The 17,922-nt window shown below is 34.1% G+C and carries 18 protein-coding genes; 6 read left to right on the forward strand and 12 right to left on the reverse strand.

What is annotated here, in order from left to right; translation table 11 throughout:
• The first annotated feature begins 33 nt into the window (after positions 1 to 33).
• From AA089_RS11460 to acs, 3 genes are all read left to right on the forward strand, one after another.
• Positions 34 to 645 (forward strand): hypothetical protein, encoded by a 612-nt coding sequence (locus AA089_RS11460; RefSeq protein WP_046757090.1) that lies wholly within the window; start codon positions 34 to 36, stop codon positions 643 to 645.
• 51 nt (positions 646 to 696) lie between these two features.
• Positions 697 to 1,437 (forward strand): fibrobacter succinogenes major paralogous domain-containing protein, encoded by a 741-nt coding sequence (locus AA089_RS23660; protein ID WP_162200438.1) that lies wholly within the window; start codon positions 697 to 699, stop codon positions 1,435 to 1,437.
• A gap of 379 nt (positions 1,438 to 1,816) precedes the next feature.
• Entirely contained in the window at positions 1,817 to 3,724 is a 1,908-nt protein-coding gene (acs, locus tag AA089_RS11470) for an acetate--CoA ligase (RefSeq protein WP_046757091.1), read from the forward strand.
• Positions 3,725 to 3,861: 137 nt separating this feature from the next.
• Here the strand turns inward: acs and AA089_RS11475 are convergent, their stop codons facing one another.
• Genes AA089_RS11475 through AA089_RS11485 form a run of 3 tightly spaced genes read right to left on the reverse strand, consistent with a single transcriptional unit; the run spans position 3,862 to position 6,330 of the window.
• Positions 3,862 to 4,272, reverse strand: a complete 411-nt coding sequence (locus tag AA089_RS11475; protein WP_046757092.1) for a hypothetical protein — start codon at positions 4,270 to 4,272, stop codon at positions 3,862 to 3,864.
• A gap of 47 nt (positions 4,273 to 4,319) precedes the next feature.
• Positions 4,320 to 4,988, reverse strand: a complete 669-nt coding sequence (locus tag AA089_RS11480) for a hypothetical protein (RefSeq protein WP_046757093.1) — start codon at positions 4,986 to 4,988, stop codon at positions 4,320 to 4,322.
• Positions 4,975 to 6,330, reverse strand: a complete 1,356-nt coding sequence (locus AA089_RS11485; RefSeq protein WP_046757094.1) for a B12-binding domain-containing radical SAM protein — start codon at positions 6,328 to 6,330, stop codon at positions 4,975 to 4,977. The genes AA089_RS11480 and AA089_RS11485 overlap by 14 nt, the downstream gene beginning before the upstream one ends.
• Positions 6,331 to 6,566: 236 nt before the next feature.
• Here AA089_RS11485 and AA089_RS24730 point away from each other — a divergent pair, with 236 nt between their 5' ends.
• Positions 6,567 to 6,722, forward strand: coding sequence for a hypothetical protein (locus tag AA089_RS24730; RefSeq protein WP_156168979.1), 156 nt, complete (start codon positions 6,567 to 6,569; stop codon positions 6,720 to 6,722).
• 35 nt (positions 6,723 to 6,757) lie between these two features.
• On the opposite strand, the gene AA089_RS11490 is transcribed toward AA089_RS24730, so the two are convergent.
• From AA089_RS11490 to AA089_RS11510, 5 genes are all read right to left on the reverse strand, one after another.
• The gene (locus tag AA089_RS11490; protein WP_046757095.1) at positions 6,758 to 8,104 is read right to left on the reverse strand and encodes a DEAD/DEAH box helicase; all 1,347 of its coding nucleotides are present in this window, start codon (positions 8,102 to 8,104) and stop codon (positions 6,758 to 6,760) included.
• A gap of 170 nt (positions 8,105 to 8,274) precedes the next feature.
• Complete coding sequence (locus AA089_RS11495) at positions 8,275 to 9,573, reverse strand: T9SS type A sorting domain-containing protein (RefSeq protein WP_046757096.1); 1,299 nt, start codon at positions 9,571 to 9,573, stop codon at positions 8,275 to 8,277.
• Between the two features lie 177 nt (positions 9,574 to 9,750).
• Positions 9,751 to 10,662 carry a YitT family protein gene (locus AA089_RS11500; protein ID WP_046757097.1) on the reverse strand — a complete coding sequence of 304 codons (912 nt, stop codon included), beginning with the start codon at positions 10,660 to 10,662 and terminating at the stop codon, positions 9,751 to 9,753.
• 163 nt (positions 10,663 to 10,825) lie between these two features.
• Positions 10,826 to 11,041: a hypothetical protein gene (locus AA089_RS11505; RefSeq protein ID WP_046757098.1), complete on the reverse strand. Its 216-nt coding sequence runs from the start codon at positions 11,039 to 11,041 to the stop codon at positions 10,826 to 10,828.
• Positions 11,042 to 11,290: 249 nt separating this feature from the next.
• Complete coding sequence (locus tag AA089_RS11510) at positions 11,291 to 12,826, reverse strand: sulfatase-like hydrolase/transferase (protein ID WP_046757099.1); 1,536 nt, start codon at positions 12,824 to 12,826, stop codon at positions 11,291 to 11,293.
• A 226-nt stretch (positions 12,827 to 13,052) separates the two neighbouring features.
• On the opposite strand from AA089_RS11510, the gene AA089_RS11515 reads away from it, so the two are divergent.
• Both AA089_RS11515 and AA089_RS11520 read left to right on the forward strand, forming a co-directional pair.
• Positions 13,053 to 13,418, forward strand: a complete 366-nt coding sequence (locus AA089_RS11515; protein WP_046757150.1) for a hypothetical protein — start codon at positions 13,053 to 13,055, stop codon at positions 13,416 to 13,418.
• An 8-nt stretch (positions 13,419 to 13,426) separates the two neighbouring features.
• Positions 13,427 to 14,950, forward strand: a complete 1,524-nt coding sequence (locus tag AA089_RS11520) for a peptidoglycan-binding domain-containing protein (RefSeq protein ID WP_046757100.1) — start codon at positions 13,427 to 13,429, stop codon at positions 14,948 to 14,950.
• On the opposite strand, the gene AA089_RS11525 is transcribed toward AA089_RS11520, so the two are convergent.
• Genes AA089_RS11525 through AA089_RS11540 form a run of 4 tightly spaced genes read right to left on the reverse strand, consistent with a single transcriptional unit; the run spans position 14,947 to position 17,697 of the window.
• Positions 14,947 to 15,378, reverse strand: coding sequence for a hypothetical protein (locus AA089_RS11525; protein WP_156168980.1), 432 nt, complete (start codon positions 15,376 to 15,378; stop codon positions 14,947 to 14,949). The two genes, AA089_RS11520 and AA089_RS11525, sit on opposite strands and share 4 nt — an antisense overlap.
• A 14-nt stretch (positions 15,379 to 15,392) precedes the next feature.
• Complete coding sequence (locus AA089_RS11530; protein ID WP_064972221.1) at positions 15,393 to 16,052, reverse strand: hypothetical protein; 660 nt, start codon at positions 16,050 to 16,052, stop codon at positions 15,393 to 15,395.
• A 9-nt stretch (positions 16,053 to 16,061) separates the two neighbouring features.
• Positions 16,062 to 16,439, reverse strand: coding sequence for a hypothetical protein (locus tag AA089_RS11535; protein WP_046757102.1), 378 nt, complete (start codon positions 16,437 to 16,439; stop codon positions 16,062 to 16,064).
• 19 nt (positions 16,440 to 16,458) lie between these two features.
• The gene (locus AA089_RS11540; protein WP_046757103.1) at positions 16,459 to 17,697 is read right to left on the reverse strand and encodes an SH3 domain-containing protein; all 1,239 of its coding nucleotides are present in this window, start codon (positions 17,695 to 17,697) and stop codon (positions 16,459 to 16,461) included.
• Positions 17,698 to 17,922: the final 225 nt, after the last annotated feature.

The raw sequence follows: 17,922 nt of genomic DNA on the forward strand, positions 1-17,922 counted from the left end.
GAGATAATTATACAAATTTATAAAAAAAAGATTATGAAAAAGAAACTATTAACGTACATTCTATTGGCGCCATTATTAATGGCGTTTCAATGTGAAGAAGACGAACTACAAAGCACATTAACATACAATACGTATAAAGTAAATGTAACGATGCAATCCAATTTTTCTGTTGATGAAACCATTTGGATTAACGGACGCGTTTCCTCTAAGGCATTTGACACTGCTGTAAATGATTCTATTTTTAGTGATATTGCACAAAGCGATACGTTCTCAATCTATAAATTTATAGAACCTACAGCAGTATCAAACTGTAAAGATGCCATAGACAAATTTGAATTAATTTTTGATAGCGGATCATATTCGTTTCTACCTTCTTGTGAAAATGCACAAATACATGCCATTCCAGAATTGGAAAGTAGCGAACTATTTTTTAGTTATCGAATTGGATTAAAGGCCATTGAACCTGGAGATTATGTAATTAGTTGGCAAGACGCTGCGATTCAAAATACTAGCAGAAATGAATCTATAGTAGACAATTATCCTATTGAAAATCATCCCAATCAAATCGGATTCAATCGTTGCGAAAATGTTTCTTGGAGGTTTTTAAACGAATCTCAACGCGAATTCTATTTTACTGTTGAATAAAATATCACACTACCAAAATCCCTATTTTTAAATTAAAAAATGCTATACATTATGAAACAAATTTTAAAACTAAGCACAGTGTGCATGTTTGCACTACTTGCTACAGCTTGCGCAAGCGACGACGACAGCAACGACACAACAGAACCTGAAGTGATTACAGTAACCGATGCAGATGGAAATGTATATAATACCATCACGATTGGAAATCAAACATGGATGTTAGAAAATCTAAAAACAACAAAATATAACGATGGAACTCCGATAACAAAATGGGAGTTTGGAATGGATTGGGCAAGTTTACCCGATGAAGAAGGATTCTATCAATGGGCACTTACCGCAGATTTAAATAATATAATTGATGAAGAATTGCCTTTTGACTATTACGGTGCGATGTACAATCATTTTGCGATTGAAAGTGGAAAATTAGCTCCAGACGGATGGCGAATTCCAACAGAACAAGACTTTAGACAACTAGAAAATTATTTAAGAAGCAATGGATTTTCTGGCAATGTGGCTGAAGCTTTAAAATCCGATTCAGGATGGTCAGCTTTCTCAGGAAACGGAACTAATGCATCAGGTTTTAATGGCTTGCCAAACGGATATGTAGCTGCTGGCGGTACTGCAACTGCATCAGAAACCGTATGTTCATGGGGAACAATCGATGTAGAATCTGGACCAATAAACTCTTCTACCAAAAGGAAATGGGTGCAACTAGGTGATGAAGATTCAGAAATTTTTTATTCTGAAACTTCCATAATACTTGGTGTTGGAATACGATGTATTAAAGAATAAAATGTACTTAAGCATACGAATTCTTATAAAATACAGTCAGTTGTTATAAAACAGCGAAATAATCTTTTTAAATAAATTAAAATTTCAGCGGTTGTCTGAAAGGCTAAATTTTCGTCAAGTTCAGTACATGGTTCAGAATGACGTTTTTTATACTTTTCAGGCAGCTTCTTTTTTTATATAAAGTCAACAGTGTTTAAAAAAACTTCACTATATTTTAGTATTCTCATAAAAATATATAAAACTCAGGCTAGTTATCATATACATAGCTAAAATGGTATTGTATAATTCAATACAGTATATTTATTTTCTGTAGGAAATGATAATGCAAAAAATCTTTGTAAATTATCCAACAATTTAAAGTGAAAAATTTAGACCAACCATGAGTAATTATCATATAAAACACTTAGAAGAATATTACCAAGTATACAGAAAATCAGTTCGTAATCCAGAAGTTTTTTGGGAAGAAATTGCCGAAGAACATTTCATGTGGCGCAAAAAGTGGGACAATGTATTAAGCTGGGATTTCTCAAAACCCGAAGTAAAATGGTTTGAAGGTGCGCAATTGAACATTACAGAAAACTGTATTGATCGTCATTTGTACACACGTGGCGATAAAACGGCCATTATTTTTGAACCAAACAGTCCAACAGAAGAAGCACAACATATTTCATACAGAGAATTACACGAAAAAGTATGTCGTTTTGCAAACGTACTAAAAGCACAAGGCATTCAAAAAGGCGATCGTGTCTGTATCTATTTGCCAATGATTCCTGAATTAGCAATCTCCGTTTTGGCATGTGCTAGAATTGGAGCCATTCATTCCGTAGTTTTTGCAGGATTCTCTTCCACAGCATTATCAACCAGAATCAACGATGCCACTTGTAAAATGGTGATCACAAGTGATGGTTCGTATCGTGGGGCAAAAACCATCGATCTTAAAGGAATTGTAGATGACGCTTTAAAAGATTGTGCATGTGTCGAATCGGTTTTAGTTGCCAAAAGAATCAACTCAGACATTCACATGGAAAATGGGCGCGATCATTGGTTGCAACCCTTATTAGACGAAGCATATCACGATTGTGTTCCTGAAATTATGAACGCTGAAGATCCATTATTCATCCTATACACTTCTGGCTCTACAGGAAAACCAAAAGGAATGGTTCACACTACGGCAGGTTATATGGTGTATAGTGCATACACGTTTAAAAACGTATTTCAATACCGTGAAAAAGATGTCTATTGGTGTACCGCCGATATTGGCTGGATTACGGGGCATAGTTACATTGTATACGGACCGTTATGCAATGGCGCAACAACGGTAATGTTTGAAGGCGTACCAAGTTATCCAGATTTTGGACGTTTTTGGGAAATCGTAGAAAAACATAAAGTCAATCAATTTTATACAGCGCCAACTGCTATCAGAGCTTTAGCAAAAGAAGGTGTTGCACATTTAGAAAAACACGATTTGTCATCATTAAAAGTATTAGGAACGGTTGGCGAACCGATCAATGAAGAAGCGTGGCATTGGTATGATGACAATGTCGGAAAGCGAAAAGCGCCGATTGTAGATACGTGGTGGCAAACGGAAACTGGTGGCATCATGATTACGCCAATTGCCTTTGCAACACCCACAAAACCAACGTATGCAACGTTACCTTTTATCGGAATTCAACCTGCATTGATGGACGAAAATGGTAAAGAAATCAGCGGAAATCAAGTAGATGGTCGTTTGTGTATCAAATTTCCGTGGCCAAGTATGGCTCGAACCATTTGGGGAAATCATCAGCGATATAAAGACACGTATTTTTCAGCTTATGAAAATAAATATTTTACAGGAGATGGCGCATTGCGCGATGAAGTTGGCTATTATCGAATAACGGGTAGAGTTGATGATGTCATTATAGTTTCGGGTCACAACTTAGGAACCGCGCCAATTGAAGACGCAATTAATGAACATCCAGCGGTGGCGGAATCTGCCATTGTAGGTTTTCCACATGATGTCAAAGGAAATGCATTATACGGTTACGTCACATTGAAAGAAACAGGAGAAAGTAGAAATCATGATAATGTTCGTAAAGAAATCAACCAGATTATTACCGAACAAATTGGACCAATTGCCAAGTTAGATAAAGTGCAATTTACCAATGGTTTGCCAAAAACACGTTCGGGAAAAATCATGCGTCGGATTCTTCGAAAAATAGCTGGGAAAGATGCTGAAAATTTAGGCGATATCAGTACGTTACTCAATCCTGAAGTTGTTCAGGATATTAAGGATAATGCGTTGTAATAGAAAACCTTATTCTGAACTTGATTCAGAATCTCATTAAAAATACTATACATATTTTTGAGAAACCGAATGAAACTCGATTTTACAATATTTCAGAAAAACTCCTTAAGACTTAGTGTTTTTGGGAGTTTTTTTAGTTAATGATATTGTTTCCAAACTTCTTCTGCTGATTTCAATTTTTTAAAGAGTTTTTCGTGATATATTTCTTTCAATCGGTACTTTCTAAACTCCCCATCATGCCAATTTCCAGATACTTTTCGTGGCATATAAGCTAAGTCTCCATATACATAAAACCACCTTTTTTTGCCTTCTCTATTATCACAATAAATTAGGAAATCTAAATTTTCCTGGAAACATAGTGAATTTACATTTTTAAAAATAACCTGATCGCTTGTTCCTCTTTCAAAAATTAAATTAAACTTTCCGTCATCTTTTTTCTGTAAATGAATATTGCCTATCAAGATAACAGAATCAGTTGTGTTATAATTCGCCATTGTGAAGCTAAAAAGGCATACAAGTATACTAGCTGTAAATTTTAGTTTAATCATTTTATAAAAGGATTTATTAAGGATATTTCGTTGTATTGACTATTTTTTTATTTTACTTTTTTTCTTCTATTATAAATACCAACTCCGTATGCAACTACTAATGGAATGGATAAAACCAACGATATGCCTGTTAATAACATTAAAACTAGATAGGAAGTGTCATGAGGTGTCGGATTCCGCATTCCTCCCATAACGCTAAAAACAACTCTATGTAGATTTAATATGGTTAGCGTAGCTATTATGAGACAAATAGGCATGAGCGTTACCGTAATAATATTTCCGATACTTAATTTGGTAAAATGTTTTAAAAAGTAGTAAAGCAACGCCAATCTCCAAAAGGCAACAATTGCTAAAAACCACACATTCATAGTATTTGCAGTTTCAAGTGATAAAAACTTCTCTACTGGAATGGCGTAAAATATGGCTGGGAATGACGTGAGACTGATAAAAGTTAGTACCGTAAAATAACTCCATTTTTCTACTTTAAACGGAAGTAAAATTAACCAAATAAATAAAGCTAATGCAAATATATAAATGACTGAACCCAAACCTAAATGCTGTAAAATACTTGCACCTGGATCATCCCAATAACGTCCCATACCGACAATCCATGTGCCAATAAGTCCGAGATAGAAGTGTTGCTTAGTAAACTGTAACATTTCTTCTCGCGTTAACTTAAAAGTTAATAATCTGATTAGTGTTTTATAAAGACGCATGTAAATTGTTTTTTCTTCTGTTTAAAAGTACTTTTTTAAATTGTTTCCCTCTATTTGCTACCACTTTTTTAGCGTATACATTCTTCATTAGGTTTTCAAACTCCGTTTCAAGTTCTGAAACTGAAAAGTTTTTAGGAATAAAATTTACATCAAATAAGGTGCATTTTTCCCAGTAATTATCTGCTAATAATCTTCCTTCATTTTTTAATTGTTGATACAATTCAGTTCCAGGAAATGGTGTCAGTAAGGTTATTTGTACTTCTGATAAGTTACTATCAATGATGAATTGTTCGGTTTCTTTGAATGTTTCTTTCGTGTCTGTATCAAAACCAAGAATGAAGCAACCATTTACAGAAATTCCATATGATTGTATTTTATCAATAGCTTTTAGGTATTGGTCAAATTGTTTATACTTCCAATCGTTTCTATCAATTCCTTTCAATCCTTCTTTATTAGCTGTTTCAAATCCAATTAAAATTTGCGCACAGTTTGATTTTGCTAACAAAGCTAATAATTCATCATTATATGCAATAGAAATATCCGTTTCTGTGAACCATTTAATCTTGTATTTCCCGAAGAGCGTTAATAATTCTTTAGTCCATTTTTTATCGACAAACGTATTGTCATCTGCTAATTCAATAAAAGGTCTGTCCCAAATTTCAATGATTTTAAGTAACTCTTTTTCAATCTGTTGAATGGGTTTCTTTTTGTACAAACTTATTGTCCGAGAAGCTGCACAAAAACTACAATTTAACGGACAACCTCTAGTTGTTTGGATAGTTAATCTATTATATTTCGAGATGTCAAGCAGTTCGTATTTTGGTACTTTACACAAATCAAAGTGAAATCTGTATGTTGCTTCTGCAAGTGAACTGTAAAACGGCTTAGTGGAATTATTCTCATAATCATTCAGAATGTTTTCCCAAATTAGTTCTCCTTCTCCTTGAATAACGATATCCGCAAATTGTTGTGCTTCATCTGGAAGCGCCGAAACATGTAGTCCACCAATAGCAACGGTTATTCCGATATTTCTAAATCGTTGGCTTAATTTGTAAGTTTCATTAATTCGAGCAGTTAGTGAAGAAAATGCAATGATATCAGGTTTCTCATTAATTATTGCAACAATTTCACTTTCAGAAAAATGGTCTAGTTCTTTATAAATTACTTTCCAATTGTCAGGCGTATGTGCTGCCAATGTTAGCAAACCCAAACTTGGTAAACTTGCAATGACTTCACTTCTTTCTACAAATCCAGGTAACGTTAATCCCAAATCAAGCAATCGCTTATTGTAAACTCGCACGCCACTCATTGAGATTAAAATAACTTTGTATTGTTTTTTCATTTACAGATTTTACTTTGTATCAACTACAACGATCTATGTATTCGTTTCTGAAGGTTGATTACGTCTAAAATTAATAAAAGAAAATGAACTAAAGACAAGTTTACGTAAATAAAACTTCGCGTAAAACGTACTAACTTTTCACAACCACTGATTCATAAATCGACGGTTACAATCTTTGTTTTTTGAGCTGTTCCGTTATACTTTCATGTCAGTATTAATCACAAAATCAAATTATTATGAAAAAAAGAAATTTAAAAACGTTAGATCTTAACAAGAAAGTTGTATCTACATTTAAGGAAATTATTCATGGCGGAAAAGGATATCCAACGTATTTATCGTTACCGTATTCGGAATGTTGGTGTTGGAGTGCCGATGAAGACACACAACCTTAAATGTTACGTGATAAAACGGGCTTCGGCTCGTTTTTTTACTTCTTTTTATTGCGCTTATTATAATTTTTATCGCCTCGTGTTTTTGGCTTTTTATACTTTTTGGCAATTTCTCTTCGGTACGATCCACCTTGATTGGTTTTCTTGTTCTTTTCTTTCTTTTCATGAAAACCTGGCGCCAATCCTGTCGTTTTTGACGGATTATTAATCTCGCGAATACGGGTTTGTTCCTCAGGTGCTAACTCGCTAGAAATTGCTACTTCTTCTGGGAAATCAAGTTGCGGTATTTCATATTTCATCAAAGTTTCAATCGCTTCTTTGTCTTCTTTTTCTTTGGCAGTGAAAAACAAAATACTATTTCCTTTCGCTTCAGCTCTTCCCGTTCGACCAATACGATGCATGTAGTTTTCAGGGTAATTTGGCGTGTTGAAGTTGAATACATGTGTAATCATTTCCAAATCTAAACCACGCGCCATTACATCGGTTGCAATTAAAATACGATTTACACCTTCATTAAATTGATTGATGGAACGCAAACGGTAATTTTGTGTTTTGTTGGAATGAATCACGCAGGCTTCTTCACCAAATTCAGGTTTCAAACACTCAAACAAACGATCGGCAATGCGTTTATTTGAAATAAACACCAATACTTTGCTATATGTTTCCGCATCTTTCAATAAATGTTTCAACAAATTTACCTTCGTGTAGAAATTCTGAACCGCATAACACGTCTGTGAAATATTGTCCAAAGGTGTTCCGCTTACCGCGATAGAAATGGTATGTGGCGTTACAAAAAAATCGTCAATCAACACACGAACATCATCTGTCATCGTTGCCGAAAACATAATATTCTGACGTTGTTCAGGAAGCAATTCTAAAATATTGGTAATCTGAAACCGAAAGCCCAAATCTAGCATGACATCAACTTCATCAATTACTAGTTTTTTAATCGATTTCAATTGCAAAGCTCTACTCAGCACCAAATCGTACAAACGTCCTGGTGTAGCCACAACAATATCTGCGCCTTGTTGCAGGTTTTGTGCTTGTGCATTCATATTGACGCCACCATACACACCTACAGTTCGGACGTTTATGTATTTTGCAAACAATTCAATTTGCTCTACTACCTGAACTACCAATTCTCGTGTTGGTACCAAAACTAAAATTCGTGGATTTACTTGCTTTGAGAATTTCAAATCACGCAACAAAGGCAACATGTAGGCAAATGTTTTTCCAGTTCCTGTTTGTGCAATTCCTACGACATCTTTTCCTGAACGAATCACTGAAAATGATTGTTCCTGAATAGGCGTTGGTGTCGTAAAACCTAAGTCTTCAATAGCATATTGCAATTGATTTGATAAGTCAAAATCCTGAAAAGTTGCCATAACGGTGTAAATTTTGCGCAAATGTAGTGTATTTCAAATCATTAACAAGAAGCAAAAGCACTAACATTTTATTCGCTAGCTTTTAATTTTATAAGATTTAAAAAATTATACATAAAAAAATCCAGACATGCTACATCTGGATTTTCATATATTTTAATACTATGTATGTTTTACTCTTTTACAATTTTACTGGTTACGATACCTTTATTCGTTTTAAGTTTCATAATGTATACACTTGCTGGTAACCTGTCTAGGGAAATACTAAATGAAGCACTGTTTTGTAGTGTATTTTTGTACACCAATTGTCCTTCAATGGAAAACAGCGAAATTTCAACATTCTGTAAGGTATTATTCAATTGTACAGTAACTGTATCAGATGAAGGATTTGGGTAGATTGTGCTTAAAATAGCTTCAAATTCTTCGTTAGACAATGGTGGCGGTGCTGGTAAAGTAGGATCTTTTATTGTATTTGCTGTAATTTGTGTACATGTAGGATCGTAAATAGAATAATTGAACAAGCCTAAATTTACATCATCATAACCATCTTTTAGTTTTGCTTCTATAGCGGCAACATCTTCTAAGCACCAACAATTGCTTGTTAAATCTTTATTGATATTGTCTAAATTTTCAACATTGTACGTGGTATTGTCGCAAATCGTATTTTCTTCAATAACTGCGGCACCTCCACTGTAATTTCCTGTTTTAATTCCTACATCGTTGTTTGAAATATCACTATTTCGTATTTCAAAACCTTCAAAAAAACTTTGCACGCCAATGGTATTATTGGTAATTACGGTATTGTCAATAACTCCGCGTCCACCATACAAAGCGGTTCCATTGTTTGTAAATGTAGAGTTGTATATACTTATGCGTTCTGTTTGATACAATCCAAAATCATTATTCGTAAATGTAGCATTTGTAACAATTTTATCCGCTTGCGTAATACCATACGTATTGTTGTTAAACTCACAATAATCCATATTGATGTCATACGCTGTATATCCTCCAACGGCAGTTGTATTATTTTCAAATTTACAGTGCGAATAGTAAATTGGACCACCATCATGACAGCATTCTGCATGTGTGGAAGTACTAGCGTATTCAAAATTGCAATATTCAAAACTAGCTTTTGCGCCTAATGAATTTTTAATTTGAACGCCAGTCCAATCGCCTTTATTTGGTGTGGTGGCATTTGAAGTAAACGTAATTCTGTTGGAACTGTTTCCAATGGCAATCAATTCACCTCTAATTTCAAGACGTTTTCCACTGTCAAATTTAAATTCGACACCAGGTTCAATTGTCAGCGTAAAATTTGGAAATAACACAAGATGATCTGTTACAATATAAGGGCTATTTGCCAGCGTGTATGTTGTGTTTGCAAAAATACCACCACTCACATTGGTTTGCGCTAATGCAAAGTTGAAAGCAAAAATGGTACATAAAAATAGGTAACGTAATTTTTTTATCATGGTTTTAATTTTAATTGACACAAATATAAAAGGAAATTTAAAGTTTATCTTATTTAAACAAACCAACTTGTACATATCATAAAATATCTTCTTTCTTTTTTAAGGTTTTGGAGATGAATATTCGTAATCCGTTAAAATCTAACAATATAAAATGACTTTAACTAGTATTTTTAATTGTTACTCATTTTCTATATGTTTCTCTTCCTGTTTATACAACGCTGGCGATAACTTTTTGAGTCCTTCTTTGGTTAAATATTTGGTTAAAATTCCACCTTTAATATTATTTACATCAAATTCGATGATAAATGCATTCGGATCAATTTTTTCAATAAGATTGTAGGTTCTTCGAATATCAATTCGGTTAATTACGGTATGAATAATATCCTTGTCAGATTGTGCGCCGCGTTTTCCATATCCTCTAGCGCCTTTGTACAGCGTAGTTCCTGTGCCAACTTGTTTGATGAGTTCCAATTCAATTTCTGTTGAATGTTCAGAAACAATCATCAAGCCGACGAAATCTTCAAAACCTTCAATCATTAAGTCAATAATTTTGGCAGTAACCAAAAAGGTCAAAATTGAATACATGGCAATTTCTACTGAAAGCACTTTGGCAGTAATGGCAAATAATACCGCATTAAATACTAAAATTACTTTTCCAATACTGATGCCCAAACGTTCATTAATGAAGATTCCTAATATCTCAGAACCGTCTAAAACGGCACCATTTTTAATAGTTAAACCAATTCCAGCACCTAAAAACAATCCGCCAAAAATGGCAATGAGTAACTTGTCTTCAGTTATGATTGTAAAATTTTCAAAGTGAATAAAAATTGCCAAACCGATGATAGAAAGAATTGATTTTATAAAAATTCGTTTGGTGAGTGTAAACCAAGCTAAAATTAGAAACGGAATACTGACAATCAGTAAGATAATTGAAATATCAACCTTATAAAGTTCACTGAGTAAAATAGCAATTCCTGTGGCGCCACCATCTAAAAAGCCGTTTGGTAGCAAAAACATTTTTAGTCCAATACTCGCCAAAAGAATTCCGATAAAAATTTGAAAAATTTCTGAAAGTAGTCGTTTCATGTAACACGTGTTGGTTTGTGAAATATTTTTTCAAAAGATAACGAAAACTTGTAGTCAAATAAACAAAAAAGGTATTTAATATGTATTGAAGCACTTTTATGAAGATGTGTGTTCAATTAAAAAAAGAAAAAAATAAGCGAACCGAAGTTCGCTCATTACACGATTAATTATCTTGCTTTGGCTTTGGAACTTGCAAATCGCACACAATTCCATCTTCGCAATGTGTATTGATGCATGTTCCTTCTGATCCACCTGGCGCACATGCAACTCCTGGAAGCATAGATAGTAATGCAGATGTTCCTCCTTTGATATCAGCGGAATTTAAACTTGAAATTGACTTTTTGTTGAGTTGTAATGACTTGAAATTTCTTTTTTTCATGATTTAAATTTTTAAAAATTAGATCATAAAAGTATACGATTTGCTGTGTGAAGACAACAAGCAGTAGTGCCCATTTATAAATGAGGAAGTATAGTATTTGATAGTAAAGAATATGAAATGATATAAAAAAAAGCTGTCTGAACATAAGTGCAATGAGATTCTGAATTGATACTGAATCAAGTTCAGCACATGTTCAGAATGACGTTTTTTATACTTTTAAGACAGCTTTTTTATGAAAAACAACAATTATTACTGCTGATTTAGTGCAATTGGTCCATCTGATATTGAATTACGAAGCAAGAGCCGTTTTTCTGCTTCATGCAATTTTTTGGCTAATTCATCTCTGACTGTTTTGTACTCAGGATTGTACGCCAAATTTTCCATTTCATTATCTTCATTATCTGTCAATTTATACAATTCATACATCGTAGGATAACTTCCCAATGCATGAAAATAATACGCAAATTTCCATTCTTTAGTTCGAATACAACGAATACGATTCGCCGCTAACACTGCCGAAGGATAATCTGCCGAACTTGCTTTGGTGTCGTCAAACGTAAACATAATTTCATCTTGAACGCCTTTGCCATCGGTAATAATTGGTAGTAAATTAGTTCCTTGCAATGCTTTAGAAGGTTTCCTTACATTAGCAATTTCTGCCATTGTTGGCATAATATCGATCAATGTCGCTAATTCGTCTGAAGAACGTTGCGGAATTTTTTCGCCACTTTCATTTTCGCTTGGAAATAGAATTGGATTTGAAAAAACCATCGGAACATTGAGTGTTTCTTCATATACATTGAATGCCTTTTGACGCATGCCACCGTGTGCTAATCCCATTTCTCCATGATCAGAAATACGAATTACCAAAGCATCGTCAGCCATTCGATGTCCAGCAGCATCTTTATGATAGAGTTCGCCGATAAACTCTCCAATTTGCTTGTCAATTTTTGTAAGTGTATGTGCGTAAAAGTTAATATAATTTAGTTTTTTCTCATCATCAGGCAACGCACCTAAAAGGATGTTTGCAGATTGTACAATCTGAAATTGTGCCATTGGTTTTTTATTTTTCAATAAATCTTCAGTTACAGAATATGGCAATCCAACACTTCTTCCAAGCCAATTTTCTTCTGAATATCCATAATTTACACCATTTGGATATGCCAATACATCATGCGGATTTACCAACGAAAGTACCAAACAAAACGGCACACGTTTGCCTCCTTTTCCACGAGCACTACGTACTTCTCGTAAAAAATCAATTCCTTGCTGAATGTACATTTCATCATGATTTGCGTAACCGCCACCAAAGTTTTGTGGTTTTACATCTTCTCCCGCATCAGGAGCAATCCAGCCTTTAAAACCTGTCAAAGCAATTTCGGAAGCTGTCAATCCGTTTTCGGTTTCTCCTTTGCTCAAGTGCCATTTCCCACGATATTGTACATTGTATCCTTCGCCAGAAAGCATGCGTGCCATATTGTAGATTTTAGGGTCCAATTGTGTTTCAGCATCCGAGTAACGTCCACCAAAAGTTAAGGTTTGTGTTACACCGTGTTGAGATGGATACACACCTGTAAAAAGTGTAGTTCTACTTGGAGAGCACATACAAGAATTGCAAAACGCTTTATTAAAGGTAAAACCATTATCTTTTAAAAATGTCATGGTTTTTAGGTTTTCAGCTTCCCAACCAGCAGGAAAGTTTCGAGTTGCACGCTCCTGATCTGTAATGATGAGAATCATATCAGGTTTTTCGGGTAATTGGGCTCTTTGTTTTGAAAAGTTCATAGGATTTCGTTTTATTTTAAAAGAAATATCTTATAAATTTTCAGTTTATATAAGCGTGCAAATACGCTACTCTAAAAGCAAGTAAAAACACTTAAGCCATTCTTACTTTTGTCATATTCAAGTTGTTAAATTCAGGGTTTTTTTCCTATCTTTTCACGGTAAAATGGGACACATTTACACTGTATGCTATTTATTAACTCAACAAAAAACAAACACAAAAAACATTATGGCAAAACAACCAGAAAAAAAGACAGGACTAAAGAATGCACTTGAAAAATTGAACAATGCCATCGAAGATTTAACGTCCTTACACGTACAAACGTATACGGGAACATTGGATATTACTATAGACGATACCAAAGGTTTTTCATCCATTAAAGATGAAATAAAAGCAGCAGCAAATAAGAAAGACGGTCAGCTTATTTTGGTAGCAGAAACCTTAGCAAAGTTTGATGGTGATTCGTATAATTTTGTAAAAAAGGATTTGGACGAAGTTCCTGCGGTAACACTTGAAGTACACAAGAATGCTGTAAAAGCAGGAATTGAAACACGTATTGGCTTGTTAGAATTGTTTAAAGGCGTATTTAACTAACAAACGCAATGAGCGAATTACCAGCATATACCTATCCTGAAATTTCAGGAACAGTAATCAATCAATTAGGAGAATTTGAAAACATTCTGAAAGGAGCCGAAAATAACGGTTTGGTCAATAAAGTGCCTGAAAATAAATCAGAAGCTTTTGAAATGCAACACCAAAAAATTAGAATTCAAACGATTGCTACACGATTGTATTTGCTTGGTTACCTGCGGAGACAATTCAATCCGAAACGAATTCACAAAAAAATAGACAAAATCAAAAGAGCAACACTGGCGTTTCAAAAAGATGCCAACTTAACGCAAGATAGTTGGGTTGGCGATGAAACGTGGTATGCGCTGGATGAATTGGTCAGTTTTGAATCGAAATTTACACATGAAAAATGGTTTGTAGACGGACGCATAAAACCAGAAGTTACAAACGCCATGCACAGAGCGATTCAGTTGCGACTTTGGACGTTGGGTTTGTACAGTAAAAAACCAAGACCAAACTTTAAACTGTTAGCAAGAAGGAGTTTGTTTCAATTTACGTGTATTCTTCACATGTTTTTAATACGGAAAAAGAGTTTTGCAAGCGATTTTAATATCGAAACGATGGAACTTCTTTTTAACCAAGAAGGATTGGTTCATTTTATAAAAAGACGAAGCGCTGCCAATAATGGTTTTAGTTTGCAGATGCGAGTGGCTAAAAAGGAAGAAGACGAAATAGTATCGAAGAGTTTTATTGTGAATTGCGCCAAAATAGAACTTTGGTTGCTAGGATTCAAAGTACGAATTGATAAAAAACTAGATTACGATTATGAATATGGAAGCTCCATGTGGAATGCACTTGCCGAATTTCACAGAGAGTTTGAAGGTAGAAAACCACACATTGCTGAAAAGTTAGCCAAAGAAGTATCTCCAAGACTCTTTGTGAGTATGGGAAATGCTTTAAAATCTGAAGAGGAATTCAAAGAAGATGATGCAAGCGAAGAAATTGCAGCACAACTTTTTGTGAAAAATAATGCTGTAGCAACCAAAAATAATATTCAAGAAGCGTGGGGTTTTATCAAAGAAACAGGCATGCGCTTATGGGACGGATTGAAACGTGTTTGGCATTGGATTAAAAGAATAGGGAAGAAGGTAGTCACTTTTATACAACACAATCTGTTCAAAGGGTTTTATCGTTTTGTGTCTAAAGCTTTTAAAATTGTCACGAAAGGAATTGGTGCCATTGTAAAATCGATTGGCGTTTATATTAAAGGCGGAATGATTGCCAATGGAATGCTTTTTAAGTTTTCAAAAGATTATGATACTGCTGTACATATAGCAACTAATATAACTGATGAAGATTCTGAAGCAGGCACACAAGCTTTGTTGAAACAAACTACAGCATTCAAACTTGGCTGTAAAATGGTTGGTTATCTATTTTACTTTTTTAAGAATTTATCATTTGGATTGCTCGGTTGGGCAAAAATTCTGTTTTCATTATTAAAAAGTTATAGAAAATTACGAGTTTTCTATCAAGAGTTTAAGTTGGTTGCAACTTAATGATGCAATAATTTAGATGTATCTTTATATTCTTCAAAATAAAGTATAAAATCTAAATCTCTTTTGTTTAAAGGGATTGATTTGCCATTATGATCCCAAAATTTCCATTTTTCAGGATTCATCGTATTTTCATAATAAGAGTATGAACAACCACCACGGTCGCTTACTTCAACAAGCTCTTTATCAAATATTCCTTCAGCAATTTTTACTTTTTGTGGCGTGTAAAAAGCCCAAAGTCCTACCTTATATTCATACTCTATAACTTTTGGTACAATACCGCAAAAAGTGAATTCATGTTTTTTTGACGTTCCAAATCCTTTGATGGAATCATAATTCCATTGTGGGTTTAACTCCGCTGTTTGAGTGTCTTTACAACTGATGAAGCACAATGCTGAAATTAGAAGCAATACATAACTTTTTCTTTTCATAAGGATTGTCATTTTTACCCAAATAATTTTTTCCAAAAACTCTTCTTTTCAGGTGTTTCGGTTGTTGCTTTTTGCTCAGGAGTTAAGGTTTTGGTTGTTGTATTGGTTTGTGCTGTCGTCGAAGTTGTCTGTGGTTTATCTACGGAAGTGGAATTCAGAAAAAACTCGCCATTATCAGACATTCCGATAGGAAATTGCGTGCGTTTTCGCCATTCGTCTTCTTGCAGAGCTTCACTAAATTCTAGTTGTATTTTTTTGTCAAAACTAGCACGCCCCATTCCAATCACTTTTTCTTCAATATTGGATGTTGATGTTTGAAAAACTGCTTTGTATTTTTCATCAAAATGCAGTAATAGAATTTGTGTTTGATCGCCAATTTTATAAATATCCAACACTTTGTAATAGGAAGGCGCCGCAATGACATGAAAACCATACTTTTTTACATTCGGATTTACTTGTGTCATATTTTTCGCTTTGTTGGATGCAATGGCGTATCTCAAATTTGAGCAGAGTCCTTTAGCAAAACTAGAAACATCTGTAAAACCACGTTCTTGTATGATTTGAAATTGCGTGTATTTTGCAATGTATTCAGGATTCAAAGTACAATCTCTATAGTACATAGTGAGTCCTGAAAACGTGTCGTTGTAAGCTTCTTCTATTTTTTTGTGTTCCATATATTTTTATTAATTAAGTTGAAGCCAAGTACTCCAAGGAATGATAAATGGTAATAAAATTACCCAAACGATAAAGAAAATTGCCATTGTTTTTGGGAACGCTTCTTTTTTCCGATAAGCGGGTAACGCCACAAATAAAAGCCATGTGCCTTTGTATATGAGTTGCACTAATAAAATAATTGAAAATGTGATAGGTTTCCAAAGTCCCAATGCTGAAATTATTGAAATGCTAAGCCACAAACAACCAACCAAGCGTATAATTTCTGTTTTAGGATATGCATTTTGAAAAATAGTGATAGCGGCTTTTTTAGGACTAAAAATTGATGCAATGGCAATTTGCCCAGCAACAATAATATTCAATATATAGATTAGATATAGTCCGATCATATTTTTTAGGTGTGCTTACTTAACAGCCACAACTGCCAAAAATATTAATATCCGTATTTACGGATCCGTCTTTGGAAGTTAAATGAGCGGTTCCGTAATATTGTGGTCCGCCAGCATCATCTTGTCCGTCTTTTGTGAGCGAAAATTTTAAATCGTATTGATCATTATAGTAATGTTTAAAAACGTCTCCGAGTTTGTAATTCGGATTTTCAGGTTTTTTACTTTGAAGTGTAACTTGCGTTCCGTCGATTTTTATGATGGCTTTCGCTTTTGGCGCATCTTCATAAGTTCCCACAATTAGCAACGTGGCATAATCGTTTGGATGTGTACGAAATGAACAACTACAACCATCTCTAAATTCGTTTGGTAACTCGTTTATTGAAGAGATAATTTGCATTGGTTTGGCAAACGCTGTTTTTTCATTTAAAGCAGTTTCTACAGTAAGCGTACTTTCCGTCCAAGTTCCATCAACCATAATTGGTTTTGCACTCAATTGCATAAAATGTTTGCTCAGTTTTTGCGTACGCGTGTATTGTTTTTTTGTGGTATGATCTTTTACAGTTTCCGTTAATTCCATGACATTGTTTTCAATATCTTCCATGTTTACGATAAACTGAAATTTACGCTCTTTTAAAATTTGTTGTGCGCTATTTTTCAATACATATTCACGGTAATATCCGTATTCGCCAACATCAGTATTTTTAACTTCTAGTGTTTTTCCATCTTTAAGATAAGTAGTCGTTCGTGTTTCTGCATCGCCAGCTTCTTCATTACGAACGCCAATATTTTCCCAAGTTTTTAAGTCGTAGATGCCAAAATGTGGAAAGTCGAGAAAATTATCAGTTATGATCTTATTTCCCTTAGTTTCGCCCTCTTTTTTAACGACTCCACCAAAAACCCAACCTTCTTTGTTGTCAACAGTTTTTACTTGCAACCAATAATCTTCATAAGCGACTCCGCGTACTACGATAACCTCTTTTTTAGTAGATTTTTTCCCAGTAAAGGTTAACGCATCTGTACTTGTATATGTGCCAATTACGTTTCCTTTTGTTTCGGATGTATCACGAATATTCACGTTGTCAACCCATGCGTAATATGTAGTGTCATTTTCAGGATTTTCTTTTACTATTTCAGTTTCAGTTGTTGTTTCAGTGTTAGTTTTCGGAGTTTCGTTACTTTTTTTATCATTGCCACAAGAAATACATAGAAAGGTAAAACACAGAAGACTAAATTTAAGGGAATTCGTAAAAGGCTTCATTTAATTATTGATTGGTTAGAATTTGTTTCAATTTAAAGAATAAATAAGTCGTGTAAAAACTTCCGAAAGAAATTTTAACGGATTAGTTTTTATGTCGCGTTTGTCTAGAAATTAGCATCTTACGTTTTTTCTCTAAATACTCTTTTTCAAGCGAATTTGTTACGGTTTGTAAAGCTAATTCTATATTGAGAATTGCTTTTTTACTATTTTTTGAGGTCTTATAAA

The sequence above is a fragment of the Kordia jejudonensis genome, from assembly GCF_001005315.1.
Lineage (GTDB): Bacteria > Bacteroidota > Bacteroidia > Flavobacteriales > Flavobacteriaceae > Kordia > Kordia jejudonensis.